A 25,468-nucleotide genomic window follows, 5' to 3' on the forward strand; every position below is an offset into this window, starting at 1 on the left:
CAGTTTAATTTTTAGAGTAAAAAGTAAGCTAAAAAATCGTTTGGTACGTAAGGTATAACAATAAAAATTATTTATGAAATTTACAATGTACAAAAATATTAGTTTATTTACTTTTGGGACTCTAGCCCTGTGCCTTACTACACCCGTTCTCGCTGATGATCGAGGAGAAGTACGACAACGTCTAGAACCAAAAGGTTTTTTATATGGGTTTGGCTTAGGTGTTAAGCAAGAACTTTATAAAGGATATGATCGACGGGTTATTCCTTTACCAATATTAGGGTATAGAGGTGATAGGCTCTCTGTATTGGGCCCTTTTGTTAGCTATGATGTATTGAACCAAGATGGGATTAAGTTATCAGCTCAGGCGTCACCTCGATTTCAAGGTTTTGATAGCTCAGACAGCGATGTTTTTATTGGAATGGATGAAAGAGACTTTTCATTTGATGCTGGTTTGGGAGTTAAGTATGAGCGTAATGATTGGAATGTAGGTTTATCGTCTATGTTTGACGTACTTAATAAATCCAATGGCTACGAGCTAAAAGCATCACTTGGGCGTGCATTTAAGAGCGGTCCTATTTTTTATGAGCCTACAATTTCAGTTAGTTATCTTGATGCTAATCATGTGAATTATTACTATGGCGTGAGAGATTATGAGGCAACAACGTTAAGACCGGCTTATAAAGCTGACAGCGCTTTAAACACGACGATCGGTTTTTCAGTTGCGACACCAATATTCTTTGACGGATTCACTCGTTTAAGTGTTGATTATACATTAAGCGATTCAAATATAACTGACAGCCCACTGGTTGATACTGACAATAGTTTGTCACTACGCTTATTGTTCTCGCGCTTTTTTTAAGCGTGAGTGCTAAAAATTCACTTTAGGAGTAACCTTGTTACCCTAAGGTTTCACCTGATTTTGCACTAAGCAGTAATTAAAACAGAGTTTTAGCTTTGGCAATGTCAAACTAAGTTAACCGTTAATTATATTATTCATCATGTTTGCGTTATTGGGAATTTATGTAATTATTGAACAACGGTTCCGTTACTCTTAAAGGTGCTCATAATTATCATGAATCGCTTATACTTGATTGCAATGTTGCTCTTCTTTAATCCGGCGGCTTTTGCAACTAATGATTCACGCTCTTTAACGTGGGGATATGTAAATTTTGCACCCTACCATTACAGTGAAAACGAAAATGTAGCAGGGGTTATTGCGCAACAAGTTAAGTACATATTTAATGATGCAAAGTTAACATATTCCGCCGTAGAACTGCCCAATAAAAGAGCTAAGTTATACATCACACAAGGTAGAGTCGATTTTTCTACAGTAATCGAAAGCTTTATTTCTACGCCTAATAATTTTTTGAAAAGTAACTTGCCAATCTACCGGATTGTATTAGGAGCTGTATGTTTAGATGATTCACTAAACATAAAAACATTAAATGATCTAAAGCAACTCAGGTTAATTTTATTGTCTGGGTATACCTATGGCACACAAAAACAAATTAATGAGCAAGGCGGCTATAATATAGAGCTTCACGCGCAAAATCATGATAGTGCAGTAAAGGCACTTAAATACAAAAGAGCTGATTGTGTTTTGGGTTATGAATCACCGACTCGCGTTGAACAAGCAAAACATGCTGATTTAAAGCTGACATTTTATAAAATTGATGAGTTTCCCGTCTATTTATATTTAAATAAACAGGTAAAGAATGCTCCACATATTATGGATACAATTAACCAGCATATAAACCGTCAAATAACCCCACCAGCGTTGCTTTAAAAGCGTTATATATAAAGTACTCACTATGAGTTGATATTTTATAAATATTCTTTTATGTTCGAGTACCTTCATACATATATTCAAAGTTAATATTTGCAGTTGAATGGGTACTCAACCTAGATACGTGCTTTAAATCAGACAACATACACTTTTTTGAGTATGTAAATCTAACCAAACTCAGTGAAAAATCGCCATGAATAAATTAAAAAGTAAAAAAGCAATTACACTTATGCGTATAGCTGCTGCCGTTGTTACTATTATGAGTATTTACTTTTTCGCGCCATGGAAGTTTGCTGTGTATTACTTCTACCCATTGCCTACTTCAATTGAACAACAGGCAGCGCAGGCTGTAGAGCAAGGTTTGGATGGCATCATTGTTTACGTTCATAAGCAAGGTGAAAAGCCTCAACTTTATGCCCAAGGTTGGCATAATAGGCAACTTGCCATCCCAGCTTATCCATCTGCACTATTTAAAATAGGCAGTATCCGAAAGCTTTATGACGCAGCGGCTTTAACTAAGCTTGCAGCCATTGGACGTATTGATGTAGATAAAACACTGGCTGACTATCTTCCATCATTAATTGGTCGCATTGAAAACGCAGATAAAATTACATTGCGAATGATGGTAAAGCACAGAAGTGGCATACCCAATTACACAGACACCCATAATTTTGATTGGTCAATCACCTACCCTGATCCACTTGCATTAGTGCTCGATAAACCCGCGGACTTTAGCCCTGATGCTGATTATGGCTATTCTAATACTAATTATTTGTTGCTGCGAAAAATTATGTCTAACGTACTGGGTTATGATCACAACCAATATATTAAAGATGAAATTTTAACGCCACTGGGCCTAACGAACACGTTTTCATCAGTGCATGAAATAAATTTAGTAGATTTGATGAGTGGTTACTACGTAGGTTATGAGAATGATTTTAAAGCACTAGATCAAGGCTATGTGGCAACCGCACAAGATATAGGCGACTTTCTTATTGCTTTAAACAAAGGCACTTTTTTCGACGAACAAGAGCAAGCTTTGTATACATCGCTTTATAAGTATGAACACACGGGTTGGGTATTAGGGTATTCAAGCATTGCTCGTTATTATAAGGATATCGATACAGTCGTTGTACAGTTTATAAATACTAATGGCGATGATACTGTGATGCTCACAGAAATAATTTATAATCGGGTTATTGATATTTTAACAGCGCAGCAGTAGTCGTTACAAAGTAGCTGCGTTATCAAAATTTATGAGAATTTTAAGAGGGTTTAAATGCGTTTACTACACACCATGTTACGGGTTGCTGATCTAGATAAATCAATTGCGTTTTATACTCAAGTGCTCGGTATGAAAGAGTTACGCCGTGCTGATAACGAAGAGTACCGCTACACCCTCGCCTTTGTAGGATACGGTGATGAAACTGACACGACAGTACTTGAACTAACCTATAACTGGGATACCGACAGCTACGATTTAGGTAATGCCTATGGTCATATCGCCATTGAGTTTGATGATATTTATAAAGCCTGTGAAGATATTAAGGGCGCTGGTGGTAACGTTAGCCGTGAACCAGGACCAGTAAAGGGTGGTACAACAGAAATTGCGTTTGTAAAAGATCCAGATGGCTACTCAATTGAACTTATTCAGAAAAAAGAGAACATGAATAAATTTTAGTAAATTTATTTAATAGGTTTACTAACCCCTTTTTAATTATCTAAGCTCAACTCTGATACGATATTAAAAAAGGTGCTGTATGCACCTTTTTATCGTAACTGACTGTCTTTACTACCACGCCGATTAAAAGCTTTACCGAGCGCTTGCTCACCTTCTATTTTGCTTTGACAAGTCACACAATAGCGAACGCTCGACAGTGCAAGCCTTCTAGCTTGTGGTATTTCCTCATCACACTCTTCACATAACTCTGCACTTGTACCAGAAACAAGGTTAACCCTAGCATACTGAACGGCATCATTAACGCTTGCGTCAATTTGTTCTTGAATAGCACCATCTCGTGCCCATCCGCTTGCCATAAACCCTCCTTATTAAGTTGGACATTTAAGGTAAGGGTAACAAATGGAATGTTTATAATTACTGAATATATTTAACATGAACTTTGGATAATAACTCTATCGCCAGTGGCTACCTTCAACGCTAACTGCTTGGAATTTAGTTACAATAGACCAGCTATTGACGCGTAAATTTGCCTTGTTATCGCTAAAAGTCTCCGGCTGGAGGCTAATAAATATATTTGTGATTTAATATCAATATATTGTTAAATCTCTTAACCAGAGTTCAGGTTGTATAATAACGAACTTCTAATATTGGCAGTTCAGCTTTATCTAAGAGCAACAGTTACTTAAACAATAACTCCCCCTCGACGTTATTAAATGTTAGTTTTTTTAGCTTTTCAAACCCTTCAGTTTGGAAAAATGCAATATGCTGCTCTTGGGTAACAAATACAGCCATACCTGTTGCTTGAGCATTACTTTTTACTAAATCATCAAGGCCTCGTAGTAAATAGCGACCAAGCCCTTCGCCTTGAAAGTGAGGGTCAACGGCAATAAAGGCTAAAAAGTAATAATTTCCTTGCTCTTTCAGTGCATCGCGAATGGTTTGTTCTTTTTCAATTAACTGATTTGTCTGTAAGTAACCCGCGCTTAGCATCAATTTTAAACGCCAGTGCCAATAGCGCTGTGCCTGCAGTTGGCTGTTTGATTCAAATACACACGCTACAGCTTTGAGCCTATCGTTTTTGTACAAACCAATCAGCGGTTGTTTTTCCTGCCAAAATGTACTTAGTTCTTCACGTATTAACGCTCGTAATTTTTTTTCATAGGCTGCTAAATCATCTCCTGAGTAGTTGAGCATTTTCTGCAGAACAGGATCATCATGGTACGCTTGATAAATTAAACTTGCTGCAATGCTAATATCTTCAGCTGCAATATACTGTACGTTATATACATCGTCTGGCGTGATAGTTGTCATAAGTCATCCTTACTGTACCAATTTAGTTAAAGCGAACTCAAATTATGAGTGAGCTGTTCTGTACGGGTATTATTGTATTGAAAGCTAGTGAATAAATTTGCTTTGTAATAGTTACTTTTTTACCGTATGACACGATCACTCTTTTGCTATAGTTGGTATTGTTATTTTGATTATTTTTATGTTGCTACTTATAGGTATATTCCTATCTGTAACAAAACGCAAATTCAGCGCAAGTTAAACTGTAAAAGTCCATCATGTTGATGCTTGTGTTGTCATACTGTCAACATTGAGCACTCGTGTGTAAATTGATACTATACACACGTGTCGCACTACTGCGTCTCATACAAATCTAAGAGTCTTTTAATTACATGAATGCTGTTGTTTTAGATGCTATAAAAGCCCTTCTTGAAGAAGGCAAAACTCCCACCGTTGCTTTGACTAAAAATAGGCTGTCTCAACCTGTTCCAATGCCAGTTATAATTGCTGCTGTTAGCCAATACAAGAATAATCCAGATTCAATTAACAGTCTGACAAAACAACCGGTTGAACAAAGCAAACACGCTGCAAATCATAACCAACTAGATCGCATTGAAGCTAAATTAGATACATTGTTAGCATTACTTAGCAAAAATTAATTGAGAAAATGACATGTTTGTTGTTGATTTAACGTTCGACTGTTACCAAGATACGACCTTAGAAAATGCTGAGCAAGCGATTATACGTTTAGTGAATGCGTTGCGTTTTAACGGCCAAATCATGGGAGAAGAGTTCCCAACAGTACTCAAGGATGGCTATTTTGTTACCCGTGTAATGTGCCCGACCGATGATGCTATGCATCCTTTGAATCACAGCCCATTTGTAAAACACAGTATTGACAAGCTACATGATGCAGGTTTATTAGCGCCTAAAGTAAAAGTGATTGGCCAAGACATTCATTCAAATGGCGCGGATAGCTGCCAAGCGCCATCATCTTATATTCTCTATACAACATACGTGCATACCTGTAGTCCTCTGTATTGTGGCGATGACTTTTTGCCTGTACCGTTATTTAATATCCCTGCTATTGCAAACGGTGATTATAAAACCCTTATAAAATGGCAAGAAGATTGGCAAGCATGCGACCAAATTCAGATTAATGGCGCAACACGATGTGAGTTCCCAGCACTGGATGAAATATCAAATATAGAAAGCGATTTGTCTCGTCGTGGCAAAGATATCGCTAAACGTATTAAGTTTTTAACTAAAAAACCGGTTTACTACTATTTATACCGAGTAGGCGGGAAAGATAAAGCGTCTGAATTGGCTCGTAAGTGCCCAAGTTGCAATGGTGATTGGAAGCTAGCCGAACCATGGTTTGGTTTATTTGATTTCAGATGCGAGCCATGCGGTTTAGTATCAAACATATCATGGGATTTTCAGTAATCAAATTGGTGCGGAGTAAGCTGTACTCCGCTAATACTTTAAACTTTGAGCGCTTTTACAAACTCTTCAAGGTTAGGAGCAAGTACATGGTGCGGTTGTTTACCTACATACTCTAAGCACACTTCCCCACTTTCTAGTAATACAGTAACCAATAAGTCTTCTTGTTCAGTTAAACCAATAAATACACTAGGCTTTTGCTTTAGCTTGCGCTTCATTAAAACATGGCCCGTAATATTTTGCTGAAGTAAGTCAAAATCATCGTCACTCCAAGCTTGTAATAACTCTACTTCATGTTCTTCGATTGTAGCGATAATACAGCCGCCAAAAAAAGACCCATAATACTGGTTCAGTGCTTCAGGAAACGTTACATCCAGTGCTTTAGCTAAATCAATTAATGATCCAGGGTTTTCACGATGAACTGCTTGCCATTGTATTTGACCATGCTCATCCACATCACCAATCTCACAGGGGCTAGGCCAATTACTATCTTGTTCTATTAGAGGGAATCTACCGGTTTTCTGTGTGGTATGTTGAGCAAATTTTTTATGGAGTTGTTCTAAGTTGTTAACAATAGACATACTGCGAAACTCATTAGCTTTAGGTATAATAAACGTATTGTAACTATAAAAGACGCAACATGACAGATTACAGCAATTCACCTGAACTAAAAGACAGCGTTCTTGGTCAATCGACAGAGTACGTAGATATTTACACGCCTAGCTTACTTTTTCCTATTGCGCGCAAGCTTAATCGTGATGATTTAAACATCAACGAAGCGCAGTTACCCTTTAAAGGGCAAGATATATGGACTGGCTACGAAATATCTTGGTTAAATAATAAGGGAAAACCGATGGTTGCTGTCGCATTGTTTGAGTTCCCTTGCCAAACAAGCCATATTATTGAATCTAAATCGTTCAAGCTCTATTTAAACAGTTTTAATCAAACACGATTTGATTCAATTGAGAAAGTAAAAAGCGCACTAACTGATGACTTATCAAAGGCCGTTGCAATGCCTGTAAAGGTTACTTTATATAGCCCTGATGATTATAACTGCTTACCTTGCACCCCATTGCCTGGTGTATGTATTGACGATTTAGACATTGAAATAGATAGTTATGATTTAGATGCTCAAAACCTCAAAAGCGCATCCAATGAGCATGTAACTGAAACACTCCACAGTCACCTACTCAAATCTAATTGTTTAATTACTTCACAACCTGATTGGGCAAGTATCATTATTCGCTATTCTGGTGAGAAAATTTGTAAAGAGTCGTTACTGCGGTATTTAATTTCGTTTCGAACCCATAATGAATTTCATGAGCAATGCGTAGAACGTATTTTTTGCGACTTAAATACTCAGCTACAGCTATCAAATTTAGAAGTCTATGCACGTTATACACGCAGAGGTGGTTTAGACATTAATCCATACCGCTCTACAAGTAATGACACCGTGCCATTTAATGTAAAAATAAACCGCCAGTAGCCGTTAACAAAAACTAACCCCATGCATTTGGGGCTAGTTTACCTTATTATCGGGAAATACGGCGTGTCGGGATGGGCATTGAACACACATCAATGTAACCAGGTGATGTAACAAACCACGCTTCAGTGCGGTTTTTACGGGCCTCGATCAGTGCTTTAAACGCAGCGGATTCCGTACGCATTACCTCAAACTGGCTGTTGTCATCTTTGGCGATATCATTTAATACCTGCACATCAGTAATAGGATTAAATGCTTTCCCATCAATTGGCTGCCTATCCAATCGGTTAAAGTACTCCATCCCCTCTAACACTCGACCAAAAACGGTTATATTTCTATCTAAATAACGCTGGCTATTTCCAATTGTGGTGTAAAACTCAGTCCCCCCACTATCCGTTTCGTTTCCTCTGGCCATAGCAAAAATCCCATGGCAATGTACTTGCCATGTTTGGGTTTTTGTCTCATTTTGAGCCACAGCAAACCCATTTATAAAACCAGTAATTGGGGCGTAGCCGTCACTTTTATCAAGTTCAGTAATCGTCAGTGCTGTTGGAGTCGTCAGATAAAACTCTGCGGGTATCTTTTTATTAGCTGTTTTTGTGATTTTGTTACCACTTGCATCTCCCCCTTGCGCCACAAAACCTTCAACAAAGCGGTACATGTTCAAGCCTTTATAGAAGCCCTCTTTAGCTAAACGCTTAATATTCTGAGTGTGGTTTGGTGCTAAAAGCGGGTTTAACTCAACGTAAGCGTCACCTGTGGGTAAAGATATTTTAAGCACGTTGCTAGGATCGACTTGTCGCCACTGTGATTGTTGTGCTTGTTCAATGATGGCAGCTGCACTGGGCTGCTGAGCATTTATTAAAGGCGAATGAAGTAGTAAAGAGGTGAAAATAACTGCAGAAAAGTGTTTACGCATAACAAAGGCTTATAAGGTTTTTATATAGGTTATTGCTTTAATTTATTTTTATCAAGCCAATAATGTGCATTGTGAATAGGCGCACTTGGGGGCAGTAATGGGTTTTTAAGCTCGATAATATGACGACTACCTAATTTTGCCTGCTTAATAACTTGTGAAAAGTGTTGATTAAATAGCATATCAAATGAGCCATCCTGGATAGCCTTTAGTAAGCCTGACTCTATCAGCTTATGAAGCTTCAAATCGTTTTTAGCAACAAAAAAGTACACTGCACTTGGGTATCGAATAGCAATGTATTGATCACCAACAACTTGCTCATTGTGTAAACTTGCGAGGTCGAATATTTCAAATGGTAAAGCATCAAAACGACCACTGGTGAGCATACTCATTGGATCTGCTCCTTGTCCGTACTCAACAGTTTTTAAATGGTTACTTTGAAAAATAGCGGTATCAGGCCAATCCTGGCGTAAGCCAAATGTATAAGGGCTCAGTTGGCCTGAATGAGTAACACCTGAAAAAATATCTTTTCTTGTATTTTGTATTAATGCAATGCGATATCCCATCAACCCTTTTACTATAGGTATTAATATCGCTTTTGCCTTTTTTTCAGAAGAAGGGCTGGTTACCGTCCAGAAAACATCAATGCCATCTTGTTCGCCTAAAAGGCGGATAGCACGAGTCTGTGTCGGGATTTTGTCAACTTCAATTGGTTTGATGGTGATGTCTGATTTACTTAGCACTAATTTAAGCAACTCTTTGATATATGGGTGCCCACCCGCAGTATAACGGACTGTTAAATCCTCAGCCGCAGTCATAAATGACATTAATATGCATCCAATAATTAAGAGTCTATTCACTTTAATGTTTATTCATCCCAATCAAATTTATAAAGTATGTCTACACTTCTGGTTAAGCCATTGGTCGCTTCGACATACAATTGAGAGAGGAGCTGATAACGAATAGCCACTTCACTCAACGATTCAAATACTCCAACACTGTACTTCACTTGGATTCCTGGGGCAACATAACCAGAAATTTCAACTTTGGTGTCATCTCCACTGCCTTTAGAACTGAGGCTAACATCTGATAAGCCAAAGGTTTCGCCTACTTTTGACACAAGGCCTTCACTGCGACTCACCCCTTGCGCTAATAATAGTTGAGTTAACATGGCGTCTGTTGAGCTATCACCTTCATCAAGCGGCTGACCATTTAAAAGATAAGCTAATGACTGCCCTTGATCCATCGCCGGCTCTGAAAATACTTTTAAAGAAGGTTGCTCAACATTTCCTGTTAATGTAATACCCGCTACCACATCATTCGCGGTATTCTCAGGGTTACGTATTGCTTTTATATTTAAGTAAGGTTTATCAATTGGTCCACTAAAACCAATCTGTCCTTTAGTAATAATTAAGTCTTGCCCAAATGCACGGTAAGTACCTTTAAGTAAGTTTAGCTCACCAGTAGTAATCATGGGAGTTTGTTGATCCATTTTAATGGCCAAGTTACCCGCTATTTTAGATTCAAGCCCAAACGAATCAATACGTACATCATTTTCTACAATCAATTTTAGATCAACATCGTAATCAAATGGCATTTCATTGGACTGTTCTACTTGCTTATCGATAATAATCTCATCGTCACTGACCTGCACAGCTCCTTCTGGTAATTCTTCAATAGTGATTCGGCCATAAGGCACCACAACCTTGCCTGCTAGTTTGAACGTGTTAGCTGCGAGGTTAATTTTTAGATCTGGCGATACCTTAAAGAGTACACCTTGCTGTGCCCTAACATAAAACTGCTCACCGTCTAAGTCTAAATTTACTGCAGGCTTTTCTCCTCCCCAATCGATATCGCCAGTGAGGATAATTTTGCCACCTTCGCTATCATTGATCTTGCCATTTAAAGTAGCCGTTGTTTTATCAAAGCCGATATCAATATTTGAATCAACGACTGAAACAGGGAGTTGGTCGCCTTGTAAATTTAATTGAGCGACGTTAATTTTACCATTTAACAACGGATCAGTTATAGAACCACTAAGTGCAACCTGACCGCTAATACTGCCTTTTAACTGTTCAAGGTTGCCAATAAAAGGTTGCAGATCTGTAAGTAAAATTTCATCTATGTTTATGTTGCCTGATAATGCCTGATTAGAAGGTAAATCTTGCACTGAAATATCAGCACTTATATCTCCTATCAAGCTAGAACTAAGATTAGCTTGGAGTTGGCCATTAACTGCATCAGAACTCGCTTTTAGCGTAAACGTTTCAATTGGTAACTGATACCGTTTTTCATCATCAATAAATGTGGCTGACAGTTGATGAGATTGCAATGAAGCTGTGAGCACACTTAAACTAGCGGCTTGCCACTTAGCTTCAATTACTCCATCAAAGCCCCCCTTAGTAATTACGTTATGAGGTAATAAGTGTTTTAACTCAGTTAAATCTAAATTATCCAACTTAGCTGCTAAATGCCCCGACTTATTAACTTGCTTAAGTTTATCAATGCATAACTTACTATTTTTAGTTTGCCAACAATGTTTATCAACTGAAAAGTCGCCAGTATTTGTGTCAAAACTTACAGCTACTTTAGGAACTGCTTTTAATTGTATTGTATTATCTGTCAATAACACATTGCTTAGCTGCCCTTGCCAGACCTTATTAACAAGCGCTCCTGCTATTTCAAATTCAGCTTTACCTTCGAGAGCATCTAATTCAAACTGCGCTGTATGGTCTTTCTTGTCCCCTGTTGCATTTATATTTAGGCTATTAATATGCTGCCCGCCAAGTTGAGCATCCGTTAACTTAATACTGGCATTCGTTTGCCAGTCAGCTGCATAATTAAAGTCAGATTTAATAGATAATGCTGCAACTGCTATATCATCATAAGTTAAATCCTGTAAGGCTAAGTCTAAGTTAATTATTGGCTCTAAACGTTTGCCTCGTATTGAAAGGTTCCCATTTCCTACACCCGTGAAAGGCAGCTTTTTTTGTTCTGGTTTATCTAAATGTAGCTTTGCATCAATATTCCATTGCTGCTCGATATTCCCCGCTAAAGACAGTGTATTCTCACCACTTGTTAACTCAAATACTTTTATATTTGCATGTAAATCACTATTTAAATCAAAGTCTGACACAAAGTTAAAGTTAACATCATCAATGAGCCCCTTTAGTTGACTATTTTGCATAGTTAACTGCCAGTTATCATTCGCAGCCTCGAAAGAACCAGCAAATTGACCAGAAATATCACTGGTAATGACATCCGTTAAGTATTGCGCTCTAAGTTGGTCTAATTTTCCAGAAAATTGGCTTTTTATACCATTATCCCAGTTCGCTGATGCCTTTAGCATTGCACTGCTCTCATTAGCGGCTAAAGCAAGTTGCTCCACGTTTATTTGAGTTAATCCACCATTTAACATCGCATTTAGGTTTACCTCAGGGTAGGCACCTAGTTGACTCCTTCCCGTAAGCGTTAACACGTAGTCATCCGCGTTACCTTTACCATTTAAATCAAAATTTTCCACCGTTAACGGGCTGCTTTGAGTGTTTAGCTGCCACTGTGCAATATTTGCTTTTAGCGTAAAAGGAAAGTTTACCGTTTTTAGATCAACTTTTAATTTAGCTGATAATGGGTAAAGGCCTTGCGTGGTTGCATCAAGTTGAAGGTCGGTTAAATCACCACTGGCGAGTAAAGTTAATTGATGTTCTGTACTTGTAACTTCAACTTTAGCGCTCAAAGGGGTGCGCCCTTTTAGCTCTGCTTTTAGCTCACTTGAAAGATGCCATTGTAAATAATCTGCGCTGAGTGTTTGCAACACCAGCTGGTCTTTTTGCAGCGAAAGGGCTGTATTTATATGTTTAACTTCGTGCTCTTGCTCACCTTGGGTTATGCGTACTAAATTTATTGCCATTTGCTCAACATTTGCATTAATAGGTGAACTAAATTCAATATTAGGTAGTGGCGCCAATGCAGTTAAAGGTTCAACTGATGGCTGTTCGCTCTGCTTTAGTTGCACGTCAATTTGCTGTACATTCAAGGACTTTAAGGTAAATAAAGAATCTTTCGCTTTAGCACTTAATTGAAATTGCTGAACCATTACATCTGCACTAGAATGTGACAAGTTAAAGTTAGCTATTGCAACGCGTTTAATTGACACAGCAAAAGGTAAGCTAATCTGTGCCATTTTTTCGTCGGGTGAGTCATTTAATAATTCGTCATCAACAGATTTAGAACTATCACCCTCAGTTTGAGTTTCGCTAATGTTTAAATTAATAGCCTTAGCGCTGAGGTTTTCAATACAAAGTCCATCACAGTGCCACCAATATAAGTCGAGTTTTAACTGCTTTGCTGTAAAGTTTAGACTCGGTGACTTATAGTCAACGTCAAACGCGTCATTATATAAAAAGCGACCGTCTTTAATATTAATAGAAAGTCCATCAACTAATTTATTTGCTGTGTACGCAAGTAATTGGTTTCCCGGAGCTGTAAATAGCAAACAAAATAGGAAAACTGCTAGAGTACTGACTACGATGGTCAGTGCGGCTGTAATTTTTTTCATTTTTGACATTAAATTTCAGGCCCTATTGTAATGCTTAATCGTGTACTTTTACTTTCTTTTGTTAATCCCCAAGCATGATCAACCCTAACAGGCCCAACAGGCGTGAGGTAACGAAAGCCAAAACCAGCGCCCACTTCAACTCGGTCCGAAAAATCATTGCTTGCCGTACCACTATCAATAAATAACGCTAACCTCCAACTTTGTGCAAATTGGTAGTTGTATTCAACCGTACCTGAAAGTAAGTATTTACCACCTATTAAGCGTCCTTCCTCATCCTCTGGCGATATTGACTCGTAAGCAAAGCCTCGCACGCTTTGATCACCACCTGCGTAAAAGCGAAGAGATAAAGGCACATTATTAATGTCATCAACATACATAGCACCTACATTTGCCTTTAAAAAAAGTAAATGCTTATCCAAATAAGTGCGTAACCATGCATTTTGAAATTGTACTCGTATAATATTGGTTGTTGAAAACGCATCTTCTAAACCAAACTCTGCTGAAATAAGCCATTGCTCACCCCAATAGGGTGTTGTACCACCTTTGGTCTCTTTTTTAGCGTAACTAATGCCGGGCATCAACATTTTGGAGCTTTGTTCATCATCTCCAAACCGATAGTTTTCGTAGTCACGACGGATGAATGCAGTTCGTACCCAATCGCTCTCAGTCAACCATTGTCGTTGCAATTGTGCAGTAAATATTTTGCTGTAAATATCATCAGTTATTTCATCTTCAAGCTTGTAACCAATTGAATAACGCCATAAATCGTCATTAGGATTGTCAACTGGCACAGTATAGCCAAGTGATATATCTTGCTGTTTTTCAGCTACATTTAAGTTGCTTTCAAGGTAATGACCATTTTCTGTGATCCATGGTTTTGACCATTTGAACCTCACTTTAGGCCCTAAGTCAGTGTCAAAACCACCACCCACTTCGAAGCTGTTTGCAGGCTTATGCAATACATCTACATTTATTGGTACTTGTTGGTTTGAACGGTTTGCTATATCAGCATAAACCCGAACACTATTAAAATAAGGGGTTGTAGATAGAGAGAGGTTATACTCTGAAACAATTGAGGCTTGATATTGCTCCCCTTGCTTAAACTCAGCAAGTGAGCGAATGTATTTCTCTGCCGGGGTTTGTTCACCTAAGATTAGCGTACCGAATTGATACCTAACCCCAGTATCGAAGGTTAAAATAACTTCAGCGCTATTTGATTTTAGAGAAATCGCTAATTGGTGAGTTTGCCACTTAACATCGAAATAACCCAACTCGAGCAATTGGCTTTCAATTCTTTTGCGAGCTGCATCGTAATGGCTGTGGTTTAAAATATCACCTTGTTTTAACTTAATTGATTTTACTACATCTATTAATTGCGGATCTTCATTCCCGCTTCCATTTACAGTGATACGAATATCAGCTAAACGTGTTGCAGGGCCCCGTTCAATAGTGGCAACAAGCTCTTGGGACTCGGGGATATAGTTTAGTTTAATATTAGGCTTATAGTACCCCAGTGCCTTTAAGCTATTTGCAACTTGCTTTTTAGCATGACTTAACAGCGTACTTGTGGCCTTTTCTCCCTCAAGTTGCTTTAAATACAACTCTACATTTTTTTCAAGCTCACCACTAATACCATTGATATCGTAACTCTTTACAACCTGGGAAGCGGCAACTAAGTTGCACGATATAAAAAAGAATACTGCTGCGATGAGCGCAAATACACGACTAGGCAAGTAATTTCCTTACTAAAAAACAAGTGAACCTTCAAGAAACCTAATAATACCACAAGCCTGTACCGCGACACATCAACTCAAATGTGAAAATTAGTACGCTTAATTGCTTTATTTTGGTTACAATAGCGATAACGAATTTGAGATAATATTATAGAGCTTCTAAATGCAATTTCCTGATGACGACAATGGCCAATTACTAACTGAAATAGCTGATGCTGGTATTGATTTAGCACAAATGCACAAAATTGATTTTTATATTTTGTTTGAGCAAAAACCTGAAGCTGAACAATTTGCAAAAGCGATTAGTGAAGATGAATTAGCGCCAACAACACAACTTGTGCAATGTAAAGACACAGGTATCTGGGAAGTTATCACCCAAGTTCAAATGGTTCCTGATCACACCTTACTTGGTCAAACAGAACAGTATCTAGAAAGCATTGCTAATGGCCATAAAGGCTACGGCGATGGTTGGGGATTAGAAAGCGAATAATCCCTATTGGAACCAGTTAAGTAGTTAACGACTTAACTGGTTAGCCTTTCTAAAGTTACCTTTGTAATCGAATAGTTTATCAGCCACTTTCCAACCATACTTTTTGCTTTTTCGAGCAATAACAAAATCAGGCGCAGTTAAGTTAAGCTCATCAGCAATTACCTCTCTGGCCGTTTGATACTCAATCGGTACACGCCCTTGGGAAGAGCGAACGCCAAACTGTTTATTAAATATATAGCGGGCTTTCGAATTAGAAAAATCAAATATTTCATCGCAGCTTGCACCATCCTCATCAAAGTAGGTTAATTTAATAACACTACTATTTGAGTTCAGTGCCTGGACACTCAAGCCGCTGCATCGCAATACTAATGCATCTTTTAAATTTAACGCTGCGCGTAATTTATCATCCGGATCAGCAAGTGTTGCATCACACGATTGACACACTCTCGCTGCAATATCATTTTGAGCACCGCACTGTTCACACTCTTTAAATCTAAAGCGATAATCACATTGTGCTGAATCTGTTTCGTCTTCTAGCAAGCCTTGACAACGCCGGCCAAAATGCTCGGTGACTTTCCCTTGAGAATCGGTTTTACCCCAAAATATATTGGCAAACCCACAGCCTGGGCAAAGTACTTGCACAGGTTCATTATCACTGTCTGCCTTTTTATTTCCAACCTCAGGATAAAATAAATCAAACCCATTTCCGGCATAATCTATCACAAGGCAATCTTTCTTTCCTTCACTTAACCTTAACCCACGACCTACGATTTGTTGATACAAACTTACTGACTCTGTGGGGCGTAATATCGCTATAAAATCGACATGAGGGGCATCAAATCCAGTTGTTAAAACAGACACGTTTATTAAATACTTGAGCTGTTTTGACTTAAAAGAGCGGATCATTTCATCACGCTCATGTGTAGGGGTATCTCCTGTTATTAATGCACTGGATTGCTGAGGGAAATAACTTAATACCTCCTGCGCATGGCGGACCGTTGCGGCAAACACCATCACCCCTTTACGCGTTTCACTAAGAGTTAATATATCGCTACAAATAGACTGAGTGGCCCGCGTGTTTGCTTTTAATAATGTATTTAAGTCATCTTGATTAAATCGGCCAAAGCTATCACTTTTTAGCGATGAAAAATCATAATGACTTAATGCAGCATCCACCTCTTTTGGTAATGTTAAAAACTGATTTTTGATCATATAACGCAGTGGTAATTCAAATATACATTGTTTAAATGGACTTGCCTCACTGCCGCGTACAAATCCATGATAATGCTTATGGTATATCCACCCTATACCCAATCTGTAAGGCGTCGCTGTTAAACCTAACACTTTGAGCTTTGGATTATATTCTTTAAGTGTTTTGATTATTTTTAAATATTGACTGTTTTCATCATCACTCACACGGTGGCACTCATCAATAATGAGTAAAGAGTAATGTTCATTTAATTGTGATAGGTTTCGCGATAAAGATTGTACGCTGGCAAATGTAACTTGATGTGAAAGGGATTTTTGCTTCAATCCAGCTGAAAATATACTTGCTTGAAGGCCATAGCTTAAATACTTTTCTGCATTTTGTTCAACTAACTCTTTTACATGGGCTAATACAAGAATTTTTTGTTTGGCGATACGAGCCAATTCAGCAATAACTAAGCTTTTACCTGCGCCTGTTGGTAATACAATGACTGCTGCATTATCTGTTTTTCTAAAGTGAGCAACAGTGCGCTCTACAGCCTCTTGTTGATAAGGCCTTAATATATAACTCATCGATACTACTTAAACAAAAAAGCCAATGAATGAATCATTGGCGTATTAATGGGCATATTCAAATTATGCTAGGTGATCTGTTAACTCTACACCTTGAAACGCTTTAGGACGTTTACCACGGCCAGTCCACTCTACGATTTTACCTTCGTGTTCAATTCTGTATTTAGGTAACACCTTAGTGCGCTTGTCACCAGCAACATCTTGGAGATCTTCCAGTGTTAATCCTTTTTCTTTTAGTAAGTCGAGCACTTCTTGCTTAGCCTGTTGTTGCTCGGTGAACTTATCAATTGCATTATTAATTAATGACTGCGCTTTTTCTAACTCAGATAAACTAGCATTTTTAATAAATGAACGTATTTCTTTCATTTGACTCTCAAAAATAAATAAAGGGTTTAGGTTTTAACTATAATCCATTATAAGCATATTATTAATAATAATCTAAGCAGTAACTATTTTAAACTAACCAAGTCAGAACAACTTTATTTATTTGCACAAGGTTGGTTACTAATTTATTTAACCGATTATCTATACGATTTTCAAGTGAAATGAACGCTTCGCACTCTTCTATTTGTTGTGTGATTGTATCCATTTTAACCATCACTATTGACCCTTTTATTCGGTGCAATATTTTCTGGCACATTGGAGGATTATTCTCTTCAATGGCCTTTTGCAGCGCTAATATATCTGCTTCTAATGTTTCATGAAAAATACGCGCCATCGTAACTGCATCTGCTTCAGTGCCGAAAACCCCCACCCATTGAGATAACTCTGGAACAGCTATTTCACTACAAACTAACGATTCAACGTCATTATGACCTAGGGCAGATGATTCAACCAAATCAATTAAAACCTCATACAAATCAGCAATTGCATACGGTTTAAACAACACATGATTTATACCAACATTATGAGATAAAACAGATATATCTTTTGAGTTATCTGCCGTAAGGCCGATAATGGGTAAGTCTCTGATTATTGGTAGCGCGTTCTGACGAATTTGCTTAGCAAGCTCAAAGCCGTCAATCACAGGCATTTGACAGTCAGTAATGACGATATCAAATTTCTGTTCATTTAATTTTTCAAGTGCAACCTTACCGTTATCAACTATCGTTACATCACACCCTAACTGTTCAAGCTGGTTTTTAATTAGAAATTGATTGATCTGATTATCTTCTGCAACTAACACATTAAAGTTACAAGGCTGAAAAGGTGCCTTATTTGCCAAAGATGAATCAGTATGACAGAACAGGGTTGCGAATTTAATTTTACTAATTTGCGTTAACGGTATTTGAACTATTGATTCAGTATAATAATGAAGCTGTTCGCCATTTGTTGCTACAACAATCACTTTGCCTTTAAAATCAATAATGCAGTCAAGCCACTTTCGACCATACTGCTGAACTAAATCGTCCAACATAAATACAATATTAGCCGTATTATTTAATACGTCACTTATAGTAGGTTGTTGGCATATTTTAAAGTTAATTAAATTGAGAGTAAGACCATCAACTAAAGCCTGGTGATATTTGAATAGAAGCCATGGTTCTTTATTCCTTATACCTTGGTCTATCAGTGGGGCCAAATTTTTTTCAAGTTCAGCATCTTTACCTATAATACCTACGTCTATAAAAATCCCATGCCATAAACTACTTTGTGATTTTTCGCTAAATGCAACATCTCTAATCGCAACAAAGTTACATTGGCGTATTTTCCCTTTCGAGTTGTAACGAAATGAACACGCTAGTTTATTGGTATCGCTATCAATATTTTTAAAAGCAAGGGCTATGTTAACTCTATCTTTGTCGCAAATAGCAGGTGATATACACCCTGTTATTCCTTTTTTATTAACCGCACTCTCTGTTAAACCTAACAGTATCAATGCATCTGTTGATAACTCTAAAAAACGCCCTTCTCCATTCGGAAAATATTCAAACTGACAATTACCGTCTGAAAAAGCATTTATTAACCCGGTATTTTGATCAGGTTGAATATTTGAGAATATATTTTCATTAACAACCGGTTTTAGTTCCGTTAAAAAAGTAATGACGCCAGCTATCTTGCCTGCATTATTTAAATAAGGGGTTTTAGAGCATTCTACTTTGATTAATAAGCCTATATTATTAGGTATGAATATACAAAAACTTAATGATTGAGAAGTATCAATTACTTCATCATTTAACCGAAACATGTACTGTGCTAAAGAGTTAATTCCACTTAAAGACCCACTCGTATCATTAAATAAAACATTAAATTTTTTTAGACATGCCTCATTACAATATAAAAATATATTTTCAGTGTCTTGAATATAAAAATATGGCATAACAGATTCCATGGCATGCATATTTTGAACAAACATGTCTTTTCTTACAAACCAACCTTTAATCTTACAAACTTTAATAGTTATTACAAAAAGCGTAACTATCGCTAGTAGTGATATAAAATAGAAGATATAAATCATAATATATACGTTCTCATCAGCTTATCGCTTTCAAACTCGCTAAGGTATTTAATGTATCACATAGTCCACCCCCACCTTATTTTAAATACTTGATGGAAACTATAAAGTCCAAGTGCCTAATTATTACTTTAATTAGTTTAGGTATGGGAGATCCAGCATGAAAAAAATCTGGAATAAATATGAGGTAATAAAGCTACCATTCCATAAATTAGGGCTCCATTAAATACCATCATAAACGAAGCTTAATGAAATACTTGGCCTATAGAAATAAAAACCAATATACCAATAACTAATTTAAAGGTTGGTAGGTCAACACTTGATAAAATCGGAGTTAAGAGGGATTGCACATAGCCATTTTTGGTGCTTAAAACTTCCAGTTTAATTAATGGCAGATTTACCTTAAAACACAAAGTGGATACATAAACTGAATTATTATACTACACCGAAAAAGCTTAAAATTAATATTACTCAATCAGTTAGAGCTTGTATTTACTTCAGGTAAAGATTAATTAAAGGGCGCTTAATTATACTAGCATTGTAAAATTTAAGTAGTAAAAGACTTTTCACGCCCTTAGCATAAGTAATAATCATATTTTATTCAGGGATACCTACATGCATACGACCATTCTTGAAATCCACTGTAATTAAAAAGTGCTGTAAAATATCGTAACCTAATACACCCTTAACGTCCATTCCTTTCATGTATGAACCGGTGAAAGAGTTATTGTCTAAAAGTTGAAATTTAGCTCCTTTCTTTGAAAAAGCAGTTGAAACTTCATCAATGCTAAATGGACCAAACTCTACTTTAGGTAAGTTCATAATGTCATAGGACTGTTTGCCGTTGATTTCTGTTATTTCAATCGATTGAGAAGGTAAAGATTTATCCCAACCTTCAGATTCTACGACCAACCTATCCAACCTTAAGCCTTCTTTTGAACCCGTAGATAAAATCACCCAAACACTTTTCTTATTATCGAGCTTAACTTTAACTATCGGCAAAGCTGATTGTCTATGCAGACGCATCTCAATATTTTCGACTTCTTTTAAGTTGATTGAACCTCTTTCGAGAAATCTTAATCGTTGATTTGAAAAATCAAATTGCATCACAAAATTAAAAAAGAAACCACTGCCTAAGACAATATCGCCTTCTGAAACTGATGTAGGAATCATAGTGTCTAGTTTATTCTCAAAGCCAAAGATATCTAATTGAACTTGATTGTATAAAAACTTATTTTTTTCTGTAGTAGTGTCTTTTATAGTTATCGACTGACCTTTCCTTTCAGAAATAGGGTGTTTTGCTAAAAAAGAATCACTTATGTAATGTTTTTTTAAACCAGTATCCAGTACTGCTTTAACTTTAATCCCTTCAATTTTAGCGGGTACAATCACTTTGCCATTCTTAACTTCAAAATCAATCCATTCAGATGCACTACCAAATGAAAAAAAAGAGGTACTACAAAGTGTGAAGACTAAAAATATTCGAAAAAAACGATAGTACATTTTAACCTCCATTTAAGGTCCAATTGCGATCAAGATCTTCCATTGTTTTCTTTGCATTTTCTTCTTCCCTTTTTTTAGCTTCTTTTGTTATACATCTTCTCTTATTGAAATGTGAACCTGTTTTCTTCACAGTCTGACATACGTAATTACTATCACTTTCTGCATTCTTAAGTGCAACTTCATCACTTTCTGATTGTGACGTTGAATTACAACCCGCAATAAAAAAAACAACTAAAATTGATATAACTTTCATAGAGACTTATCCTTAATTAAAAAAAGAGCGCTAAAAAGCGCTCTAATTTGTTCCTAATAAATATTAGAACTTGATGTCATATTGAACATATGCGAATCGGCCAATGTTGTCATAAGTTGACTGACTGTAGAAAGGCCAATCATTTACTGAGCTAAATGGTGGCTGTCTATCAAGTAAGTTACGAATACCAATAGTTAAGCTGTTGCTTTCATCGATATGATATGCACCAGTTAAATCAAACTGTAGGTAAGAGGCAAAATGCTGACTACGACCGAAGTCAGTGTAGTTACCATCCTTATCTTGTTCAGTATCATAATAACCAACTAAATTACACGACTTTGCAGCTGTATCACGCTTATCGTACGAATCATAACCTGGTAAGAAACGCATATTAATTGATGTGGTGAAATCACCAGTTTCAAGCGTTAGATTACCATTTGCGTTATATTTACGAGTTGAATCATCTTCAATTGAGTCACACAATGGTTGAGTTGCAGAATTTTGAGACTCAAAGCTTAAATACTGCTCAATAGTTAGACGTGATGTTAAAGAACCAAAGCCTAAATCTGTGTCATATTGAATGTCATAGTTCAAACCTGACGCACTAGCTTCACTTAAGTTTTGTAAATCTGTTTTTACAAAACCAGTTCTAGCAGTATCAGTTAAACGACCTGATGAGTTACGAACTACTAATTCAGTAAGATTACCTTTAGCTTCTTCATCAAGGATTTCTTGAATACCAAGAGAGCCAACAATACTTTCTATAGTCAATGACCAGTAATCGACTGTAAATGAAAGGTTTTCAGTTACATCATATACTAAACCTAAATTGTAAGACTCTGACGTCTCTGGTTCTAACTCAACATTACCACCAGATTTAGAGTTAAGCTCTTGTTCTAAACAATCTGGGTGTTTTGGATCGTTTCCAGCTGCTTGACATAACTTAGTGTCAACCGCTTTGGTAACACCAAATGAAGAAGATAAGTAAAGTGAATCAAGTGCTGGAGCTTTAAAGCCTGTACCATATGATGCACGAAGCATTATGTCATCTGTCGCGCGGTAAGAAATTTTCGCACTGTAAGTTGTTTCGCTTGCGTCTGATTCACCCCAGTCTGCAGAGTCATTACGTACTGCTAGGCTCGCTTCTAAGTTATCAAGAATCGGTAAGTTAACTTCCACGAAAACTGCTTCGTTTTGGAATACACCGCCACCATTTGAACCAGCACCACCAATTACATCACCGTTGATTGAAGCTTGATCAGAGCGGTCTAAATAATTCTCACGACGAACATCAACACCAGCAGCAATACCTACTTCACCACCTGGAAGCTCTAAACCAGTAATACCTGAAACTGCTAATGAAGAGAAAGCAAGTTCATATTCAGATGTTCTGTGTATAGCAGAATTCAAGCCTTCACAGAAATCAGAAAGTTCAGCAGAACTACAATCATTAACGATAAATGGATTCAGTGTACCATCAGCAAATGCACTCTCAACACCGTCTACAAGTAGTTGACCAGCCTTACCAATTTGACGGTTAGTTAAGCGAGAGAAGCCGATATCAAAGTCTAATTCCCAATTATCATTGATCAGATAGTTTGCACCACCGATTGCTTCAAACGTTTCATTTGTATTATCTTTCTGACGATTAGGGAAATCAATATAACGACGACCAATGTATGCTTGCGTGCCACCAGCTTCAATTGAATCCATAACTTGATCTGTTAAGGCTTGATCACCATCAAAACGATCATTTAGTAAAAAGTCTTCTAAATATGGGCTATTAGTGATGTTTACTTGGCCTGGAGCAGGAGCATTTGAACTTAGAGTATAAGCTCTTGTATAACGGAACTGAGCATCAAAAGATAAGCTATCGCTGTATTCATGATTTAGAGAAGTGAATATTGATTGTCTATCACTTGCTGGTTGTAATTGATAAAGTGGAGCAAAGTCATACTTACACACACCTGGTGCTGCTACATCACGCTCAGGGCAATCAGAAAATGGAGCATAACCAGCAGCTGCATCTACATCGGTTGATAAGAATGTCCAGCCAGGAATACCATAAGATGAACGGCCGTCACCGCCTTCTTTACCTTCTAGAAAAGCTGTACTACCCATCTCACGGTTTTTTGCCATAATTGGGCGACGCTCAAAGTAATCAGCAGCGAAAAGGATATTAGTATTACCGCTTGTAGCACCTGCAGTAACAGAGAACTGAAGTTCGTCGCCATCCATATGCTCAACTGCAGCACCATATTTTACCTTAGCTTCAACACCTTCCATATCAGTTTTTGTGATGATATTAATTACACCAGCAACAGCATCTGAACCATAGATAGCAGAGGCACCATCAGTAAGTACATCAATACGTGAAACGGCAGCCATAGGAATTTGGTTAATATCAGTAAATACACCACCAGCTGAGTTTTTAGGTAAACGGCGACCGTTTAAAAGAATTAGCGTGTAATCTGGGCCGAAACCACGGATACCAACACCTGAAGCACCTGCAGCTTGACTAAGAGTTGATGATTCATTAAATCCACCAGTAGAAGCATTAGTTCTTAAAAACTCTGCCACAGTAGAAACACCTGTTTTTTCAATCTCAACAGATGTGTAGACTGTAACAGGTGTTGCAGTTTCCATATCAGTACGGCTAATACGTGAACCTGTTACTTGAATACGTTCAACTTTTTCTACGCCTTCTTCAGCAGCCATTGAGCTCGCTGAAAATGCAGCAGTTGATGCTGCACCGAAAGCAATCGCTAAGCGAACTGCTTTTGAAACTTTATTATTTAACATTTGATTATTCCCTGGTCATATTTGAAATATGATTTTATTAGTTTTAGACCCCAAAGGGGTGACTTAGTTAACGTAATGGCAACTAAGTACCCCATTGCGAGAAAATATACTAATATCAGGAACATCATTTGGTCAACAGTTTTTTAACTTGCGAGGCGTTTTGTTTACAAAAAAAACGTCTGTTAACAGTGAAGGTGAAATGTAACCATATGTAATTTAGGTAGAAATATGATAAAACTACTAGAAAAAAACCGAAAAGAAAATAAATGGCATTAAATATGAACTGCTTCTCATTAGCATTTAATTGGTGGCTAAGAAATTTTAAAACCAGAATAGTATATAGCTTTACTCAACGGTTTTTTACATTTCTAAATCCATAAAATAAATATAATGGACTTCCCACAACTTTAAAGCTTATAACCTTGATAAAGTGTTCCAATATACTGTTTATTTTTATCGATTAATTTTTCAGTAGATACTGATAAGTTATATTCATTTATGTAACCTAAAATTTCGTTACTATTTTTTGCAGCATTTTCTAAATCACTCAGTCTAAATATTAGCCCTTCAAGCTCTTTATTGAATAAAGTAAATGCCCTTTCTAGGTCGATTTTTCTATTACTTAAAACAAACTCATAAAAACTTGGGAATAATGTTGCATTGAATGCGTAAGGGTTTATTAAGTTTTCTTCTTTTATCAAAAGTTCTATAGAATCAATTTTTTCACTTAACTTTTCATCGCCTTTTTTGATACACATAATTAGCTGATGAAGCTCATTTAAAAACGTGTTTTGAATTCGTTTAGCTGAAGCTAATATATCTACATTTGGAGTAACGATGTCAGAGTCTTTTTCGTGACAAATGAACTGATAAGCGCCCCCTTTCTTTAAAACCCTGCCACACTCTTTAATGCTGGCATGAAGGTCACTATATTCAATTGCAAACTGTGATACTACTGCATCAAATAACTCATCTTCAAATGGAAGATTTTCTGCATTCGTATTAGGTATAAATGTCCCTGGTAAGTTTTTTATAATATCTTCTTTTAATTGTGCCTGATCGACTGCGAAAAATGTAAAACTGTGAACGCGAGAATTATTTATTAAATCAATTAATGCTCCATTACCTGTACCTATGTCTAGAATAGTAGCATCTGCATTTAATGTACTTGAGAAACCTTCCCAGCACTCTTTTAGTTTACCTGAATAATTATCTTTTATATCTTGACCAAAAGAAGTTATATAACCCTGCGCCCAATATTCACTCCAATAATCTTTCATATACCCTTCTTATTGATGT

General features: G+C 37.1%; 22 protein-coding genes. 8 read left to right on the forward strand and 14 right to left on the reverse strand.

The window, feature by feature from the left end; genetic code table 11:
* Nucleotides 1-85: 85 nt before the first annotated feature.
* From ACHUE3_RS07075 to gloA, 4 genes are all read left to right on the forward strand, one after another.
* Entirely contained in the window at nt 86-859 is a 774-nt protein-coding gene (locus tag ACHUE3_RS07075; RefSeq protein WP_394191504.1) for a MipA/OmpV family protein, read from the forward strand.
* Nucleotides 860-1,072: 213 nt separating this feature from the next.
* A complete protein-coding gene (locus ACHUE3_RS07080) occupies nt 1,073-1,786 on the forward strand; it encodes a substrate-binding periplasmic protein (protein ID WP_394191506.1) in 714 nt (237 codons plus the stop codon).
* Nucleotides 1,787-1,979: 193 nt separating this feature from the next.
* Nucleotides 1,980-3,011: a serine hydrolase domain-containing protein gene (locus ACHUE3_RS07085; RefSeq protein WP_394191508.1), complete on the forward strand. Its 1,032-nt coding sequence runs from the start codon at nt 1,980-1,982 to the stop codon at nt 3,009-3,011.
* Nucleotides 3,012-3,065: 54 nt separating this feature from the next.
* The gene (gloA, locus tag ACHUE3_RS07090) at nt 3,066-3,467 is read left to right on the forward strand and encodes a lactoylglutathione lyase (protein ID WP_010388396.1); all 402 of its coding nucleotides are present in this window, start codon (nt 3,066-3,068) and stop codon (nt 3,465-3,467) included.
* An 89-nt stretch (nt 3,468-3,556) separates the two neighbouring features.
* Here the strand turns inward: gloA and ACHUE3_RS07095 are convergent, their stop codons facing one another.
* Together ACHUE3_RS07095 and ACHUE3_RS07100 are read right to left on the reverse strand one after the other, a co-directional pair.
* Nucleotides 3,557-3,823: a DksA/TraR family C4-type zinc finger protein gene (locus tag ACHUE3_RS07095; protein WP_394191510.1), complete on the reverse strand. Its 267-nt coding sequence runs from the start codon at nt 3,821-3,823 to the stop codon at nt 3,557-3,559.
* A gap of 322 nt (nt 3,824-4,145) precedes the next feature.
* The gene (locus ACHUE3_RS07100; protein ID WP_394191512.1) at nt 4,146-4,778 is read right to left on the reverse strand and encodes a GNAT family N-acetyltransferase; all 633 of its coding nucleotides are present in this window, start codon (nt 4,776-4,778) and stop codon (nt 4,146-4,148) included.
* Between the two features lie 368 nt (nt 4,779-5,146).
* On the opposite strand from ACHUE3_RS07100, the gene ACHUE3_RS07105 reads away from it, so the two are divergent.
* Complete coding sequence (locus ACHUE3_RS07105; RefSeq protein WP_394191514.1) at nt 5,147-5,413, forward strand: hypothetical protein; 267 nt, start codon at nt 5,147-5,149, stop codon at nt 5,411-5,413.
* A 13-nt stretch (nt 5,414-5,426) separates the two neighbouring features.
* Complete coding sequence (locus tag ACHUE3_RS07110; protein ID WP_394191516.1) at nt 5,427-6,200, forward strand: Zn-ribbon-containing protein; 774 nt, start codon at nt 5,427-5,429, stop codon at nt 6,198-6,200.
* A 38-nt stretch (nt 6,201-6,238) separates the two neighbouring features.
* On the opposite strand, the gene syd is transcribed toward ACHUE3_RS07110, so the two are convergent.
* Nucleotides 6,239-6,778, reverse strand: coding sequence for a SecY-interacting protein (syd, locus tag ACHUE3_RS07115; RefSeq protein ID WP_394191518.1), 540 nt, complete (start codon nt 6,776-6,778; stop codon nt 6,239-6,241).
* Between the two features lie 59 nt (nt 6,779-6,837).
* On the opposite strand from syd, the gene queF reads away from it, so the two are divergent.
* Entirely contained in the window at nt 6,838-7,683 is an 846-nt protein-coding gene (gene queF, locus ACHUE3_RS07120; RefSeq protein WP_394191520.1) for an NADPH-dependent 7-cyano-7-deazaguanine reductase QueF, read from the forward strand.
* 46 nt (nt 7,684-7,729) lie between these two features.
* Here the strand turns inward: queF and ACHUE3_RS07125 are convergent, their stop codons facing one another.
* Genes ACHUE3_RS07125 through ACHUE3_RS07140 form a run of 4 tightly spaced genes read right to left on the reverse strand, consistent with a single transcriptional unit; the run spans nt 7,730 to nt 14,887 of the window.
* The gene (locus ACHUE3_RS07125) at nt 7,730-8,599 is read right to left on the reverse strand and encodes a peptidylprolyl isomerase (RefSeq protein ID WP_394191522.1); all 870 of its coding nucleotides are present in this window, start codon (nt 8,597-8,599) and stop codon (nt 7,730-7,732) included.
* A 29-nt stretch (nt 8,600-8,628) separates the two neighbouring features.
* Nucleotides 8,629-9,423, reverse strand: coding sequence for a hypothetical protein (locus ACHUE3_RS07130; RefSeq protein WP_394191524.1), 795 nt, complete (start codon nt 9,421-9,423; stop codon nt 8,629-8,631).
* A 41-nt stretch (nt 9,424-9,464) separates the two neighbouring features.
* Nucleotides 9,465-13,163, reverse strand: coding sequence for an autotransporter assembly complex protein TamB (gene tamB / locus ACHUE3_RS07135; RefSeq protein ID WP_394191526.1), 3,699 nt, complete (start codon nt 13,161-13,163; stop codon nt 9,465-9,467).
* On the reverse strand, nt 13,163-14,887 hold the full coding sequence (locus ACHUE3_RS07140; RefSeq protein ID WP_394191528.1) for an autotransporter assembly complex protein TamA: 1,725 nt from the start codon (nt 14,885-14,887) through the stop codon (nt 13,163-13,165). The genes tamB and ACHUE3_RS07140 overlap by 1 nt, the downstream gene beginning before the upstream one ends.
* A gap of 163 nt (nt 14,888-15,050) precedes the next feature.
* Here ACHUE3_RS07140 and ACHUE3_RS07145 point away from each other — a divergent pair, with 163 nt between their 5' ends.
* Nucleotides 15,051-15,377, forward strand: coding sequence for a ribonuclease E inhibitor RraB (locus ACHUE3_RS07145; RefSeq protein ID WP_394191530.1), 327 nt, complete (start codon nt 15,051-15,053; stop codon nt 15,375-15,377).
* A gap of 24 nt (nt 15,378-15,401) precedes the next feature.
* Here ACHUE3_RS07145 and ACHUE3_RS07150 read toward each other — a convergent pair whose 3' ends face one another.
* The 7 genes from ACHUE3_RS07150 to ACHUE3_RS07180 form a co-directional block, all read right to left on the reverse strand.
* Nucleotides 15,402-17,156, reverse strand: coding sequence for a DEAD/DEAH box helicase family protein (locus ACHUE3_RS07150; RefSeq protein WP_394191532.1), 1,755 nt, complete (start codon nt 17,154-17,156; stop codon nt 15,402-15,404).
* A gap of 63 nt (nt 17,157-17,219) precedes the next feature.
* On the reverse strand, nt 17,220-17,522 hold the full coding sequence (locus ACHUE3_RS07155) for an H-NS family nucleoid-associated regulatory protein (RefSeq protein WP_394191534.1): 303 nt from the start codon (nt 17,520-17,522) through the stop codon (nt 17,220-17,222).
* 88 nt (nt 17,523-17,610) lie between these two features.
* Complete coding sequence (locus ACHUE3_RS07160; protein ID WP_394191536.1) at nt 17,611-19,512, reverse strand: response regulator; 1,902 nt, start codon at nt 19,510-19,512, stop codon at nt 17,611-17,613.
* A gap of 696 nt (nt 19,513-20,208) precedes the next feature.
* Entirely contained in the window at nt 20,209-21,114 is a 906-nt protein-coding gene (locus tag ACHUE3_RS07165; protein WP_394191538.1) for a hypothetical protein, read from the reverse strand.
* A gap of 1 nt (nt 21,115) precedes the next feature.
* Nucleotides 21,116-21,367: a hypothetical protein gene (locus tag ACHUE3_RS07170; protein ID WP_394191540.1), complete on the reverse strand. Its 252-nt coding sequence runs from the start codon at nt 21,365-21,367 to the stop codon at nt 21,116-21,118.
* Between the two features lie 63 nt (nt 21,368-21,430).
* Nucleotides 21,431-24,169, reverse strand: coding sequence for a TonB-dependent receptor domain-containing protein (locus tag ACHUE3_RS07175; RefSeq protein ID WP_394191542.1), 2,739 nt, complete (start codon nt 24,167-24,169; stop codon nt 21,431-21,433).
* Between the two features lie 407 nt (nt 24,170-24,576).
* Nucleotides 24,577-25,449, reverse strand: a complete 873-nt coding sequence (locus ACHUE3_RS07180; protein WP_394191544.1) for a class I SAM-dependent methyltransferase — start codon at nt 25,447-25,449, stop codon at nt 24,577-24,579.
* Nucleotides 25,450-25,468 lie beyond the last annotated feature (19 nt).

Source organism: Pseudoalteromonas atlantica, assembly GCF_043641955.1.
In the GTDB taxonomy this organism is placed as follows: Bacteria; Pseudomonadota; Gammaproteobacteria; order Enterobacterales; family Alteromonadaceae; genus Pseudoalteromonas; species Pseudoalteromonas atlantica_A.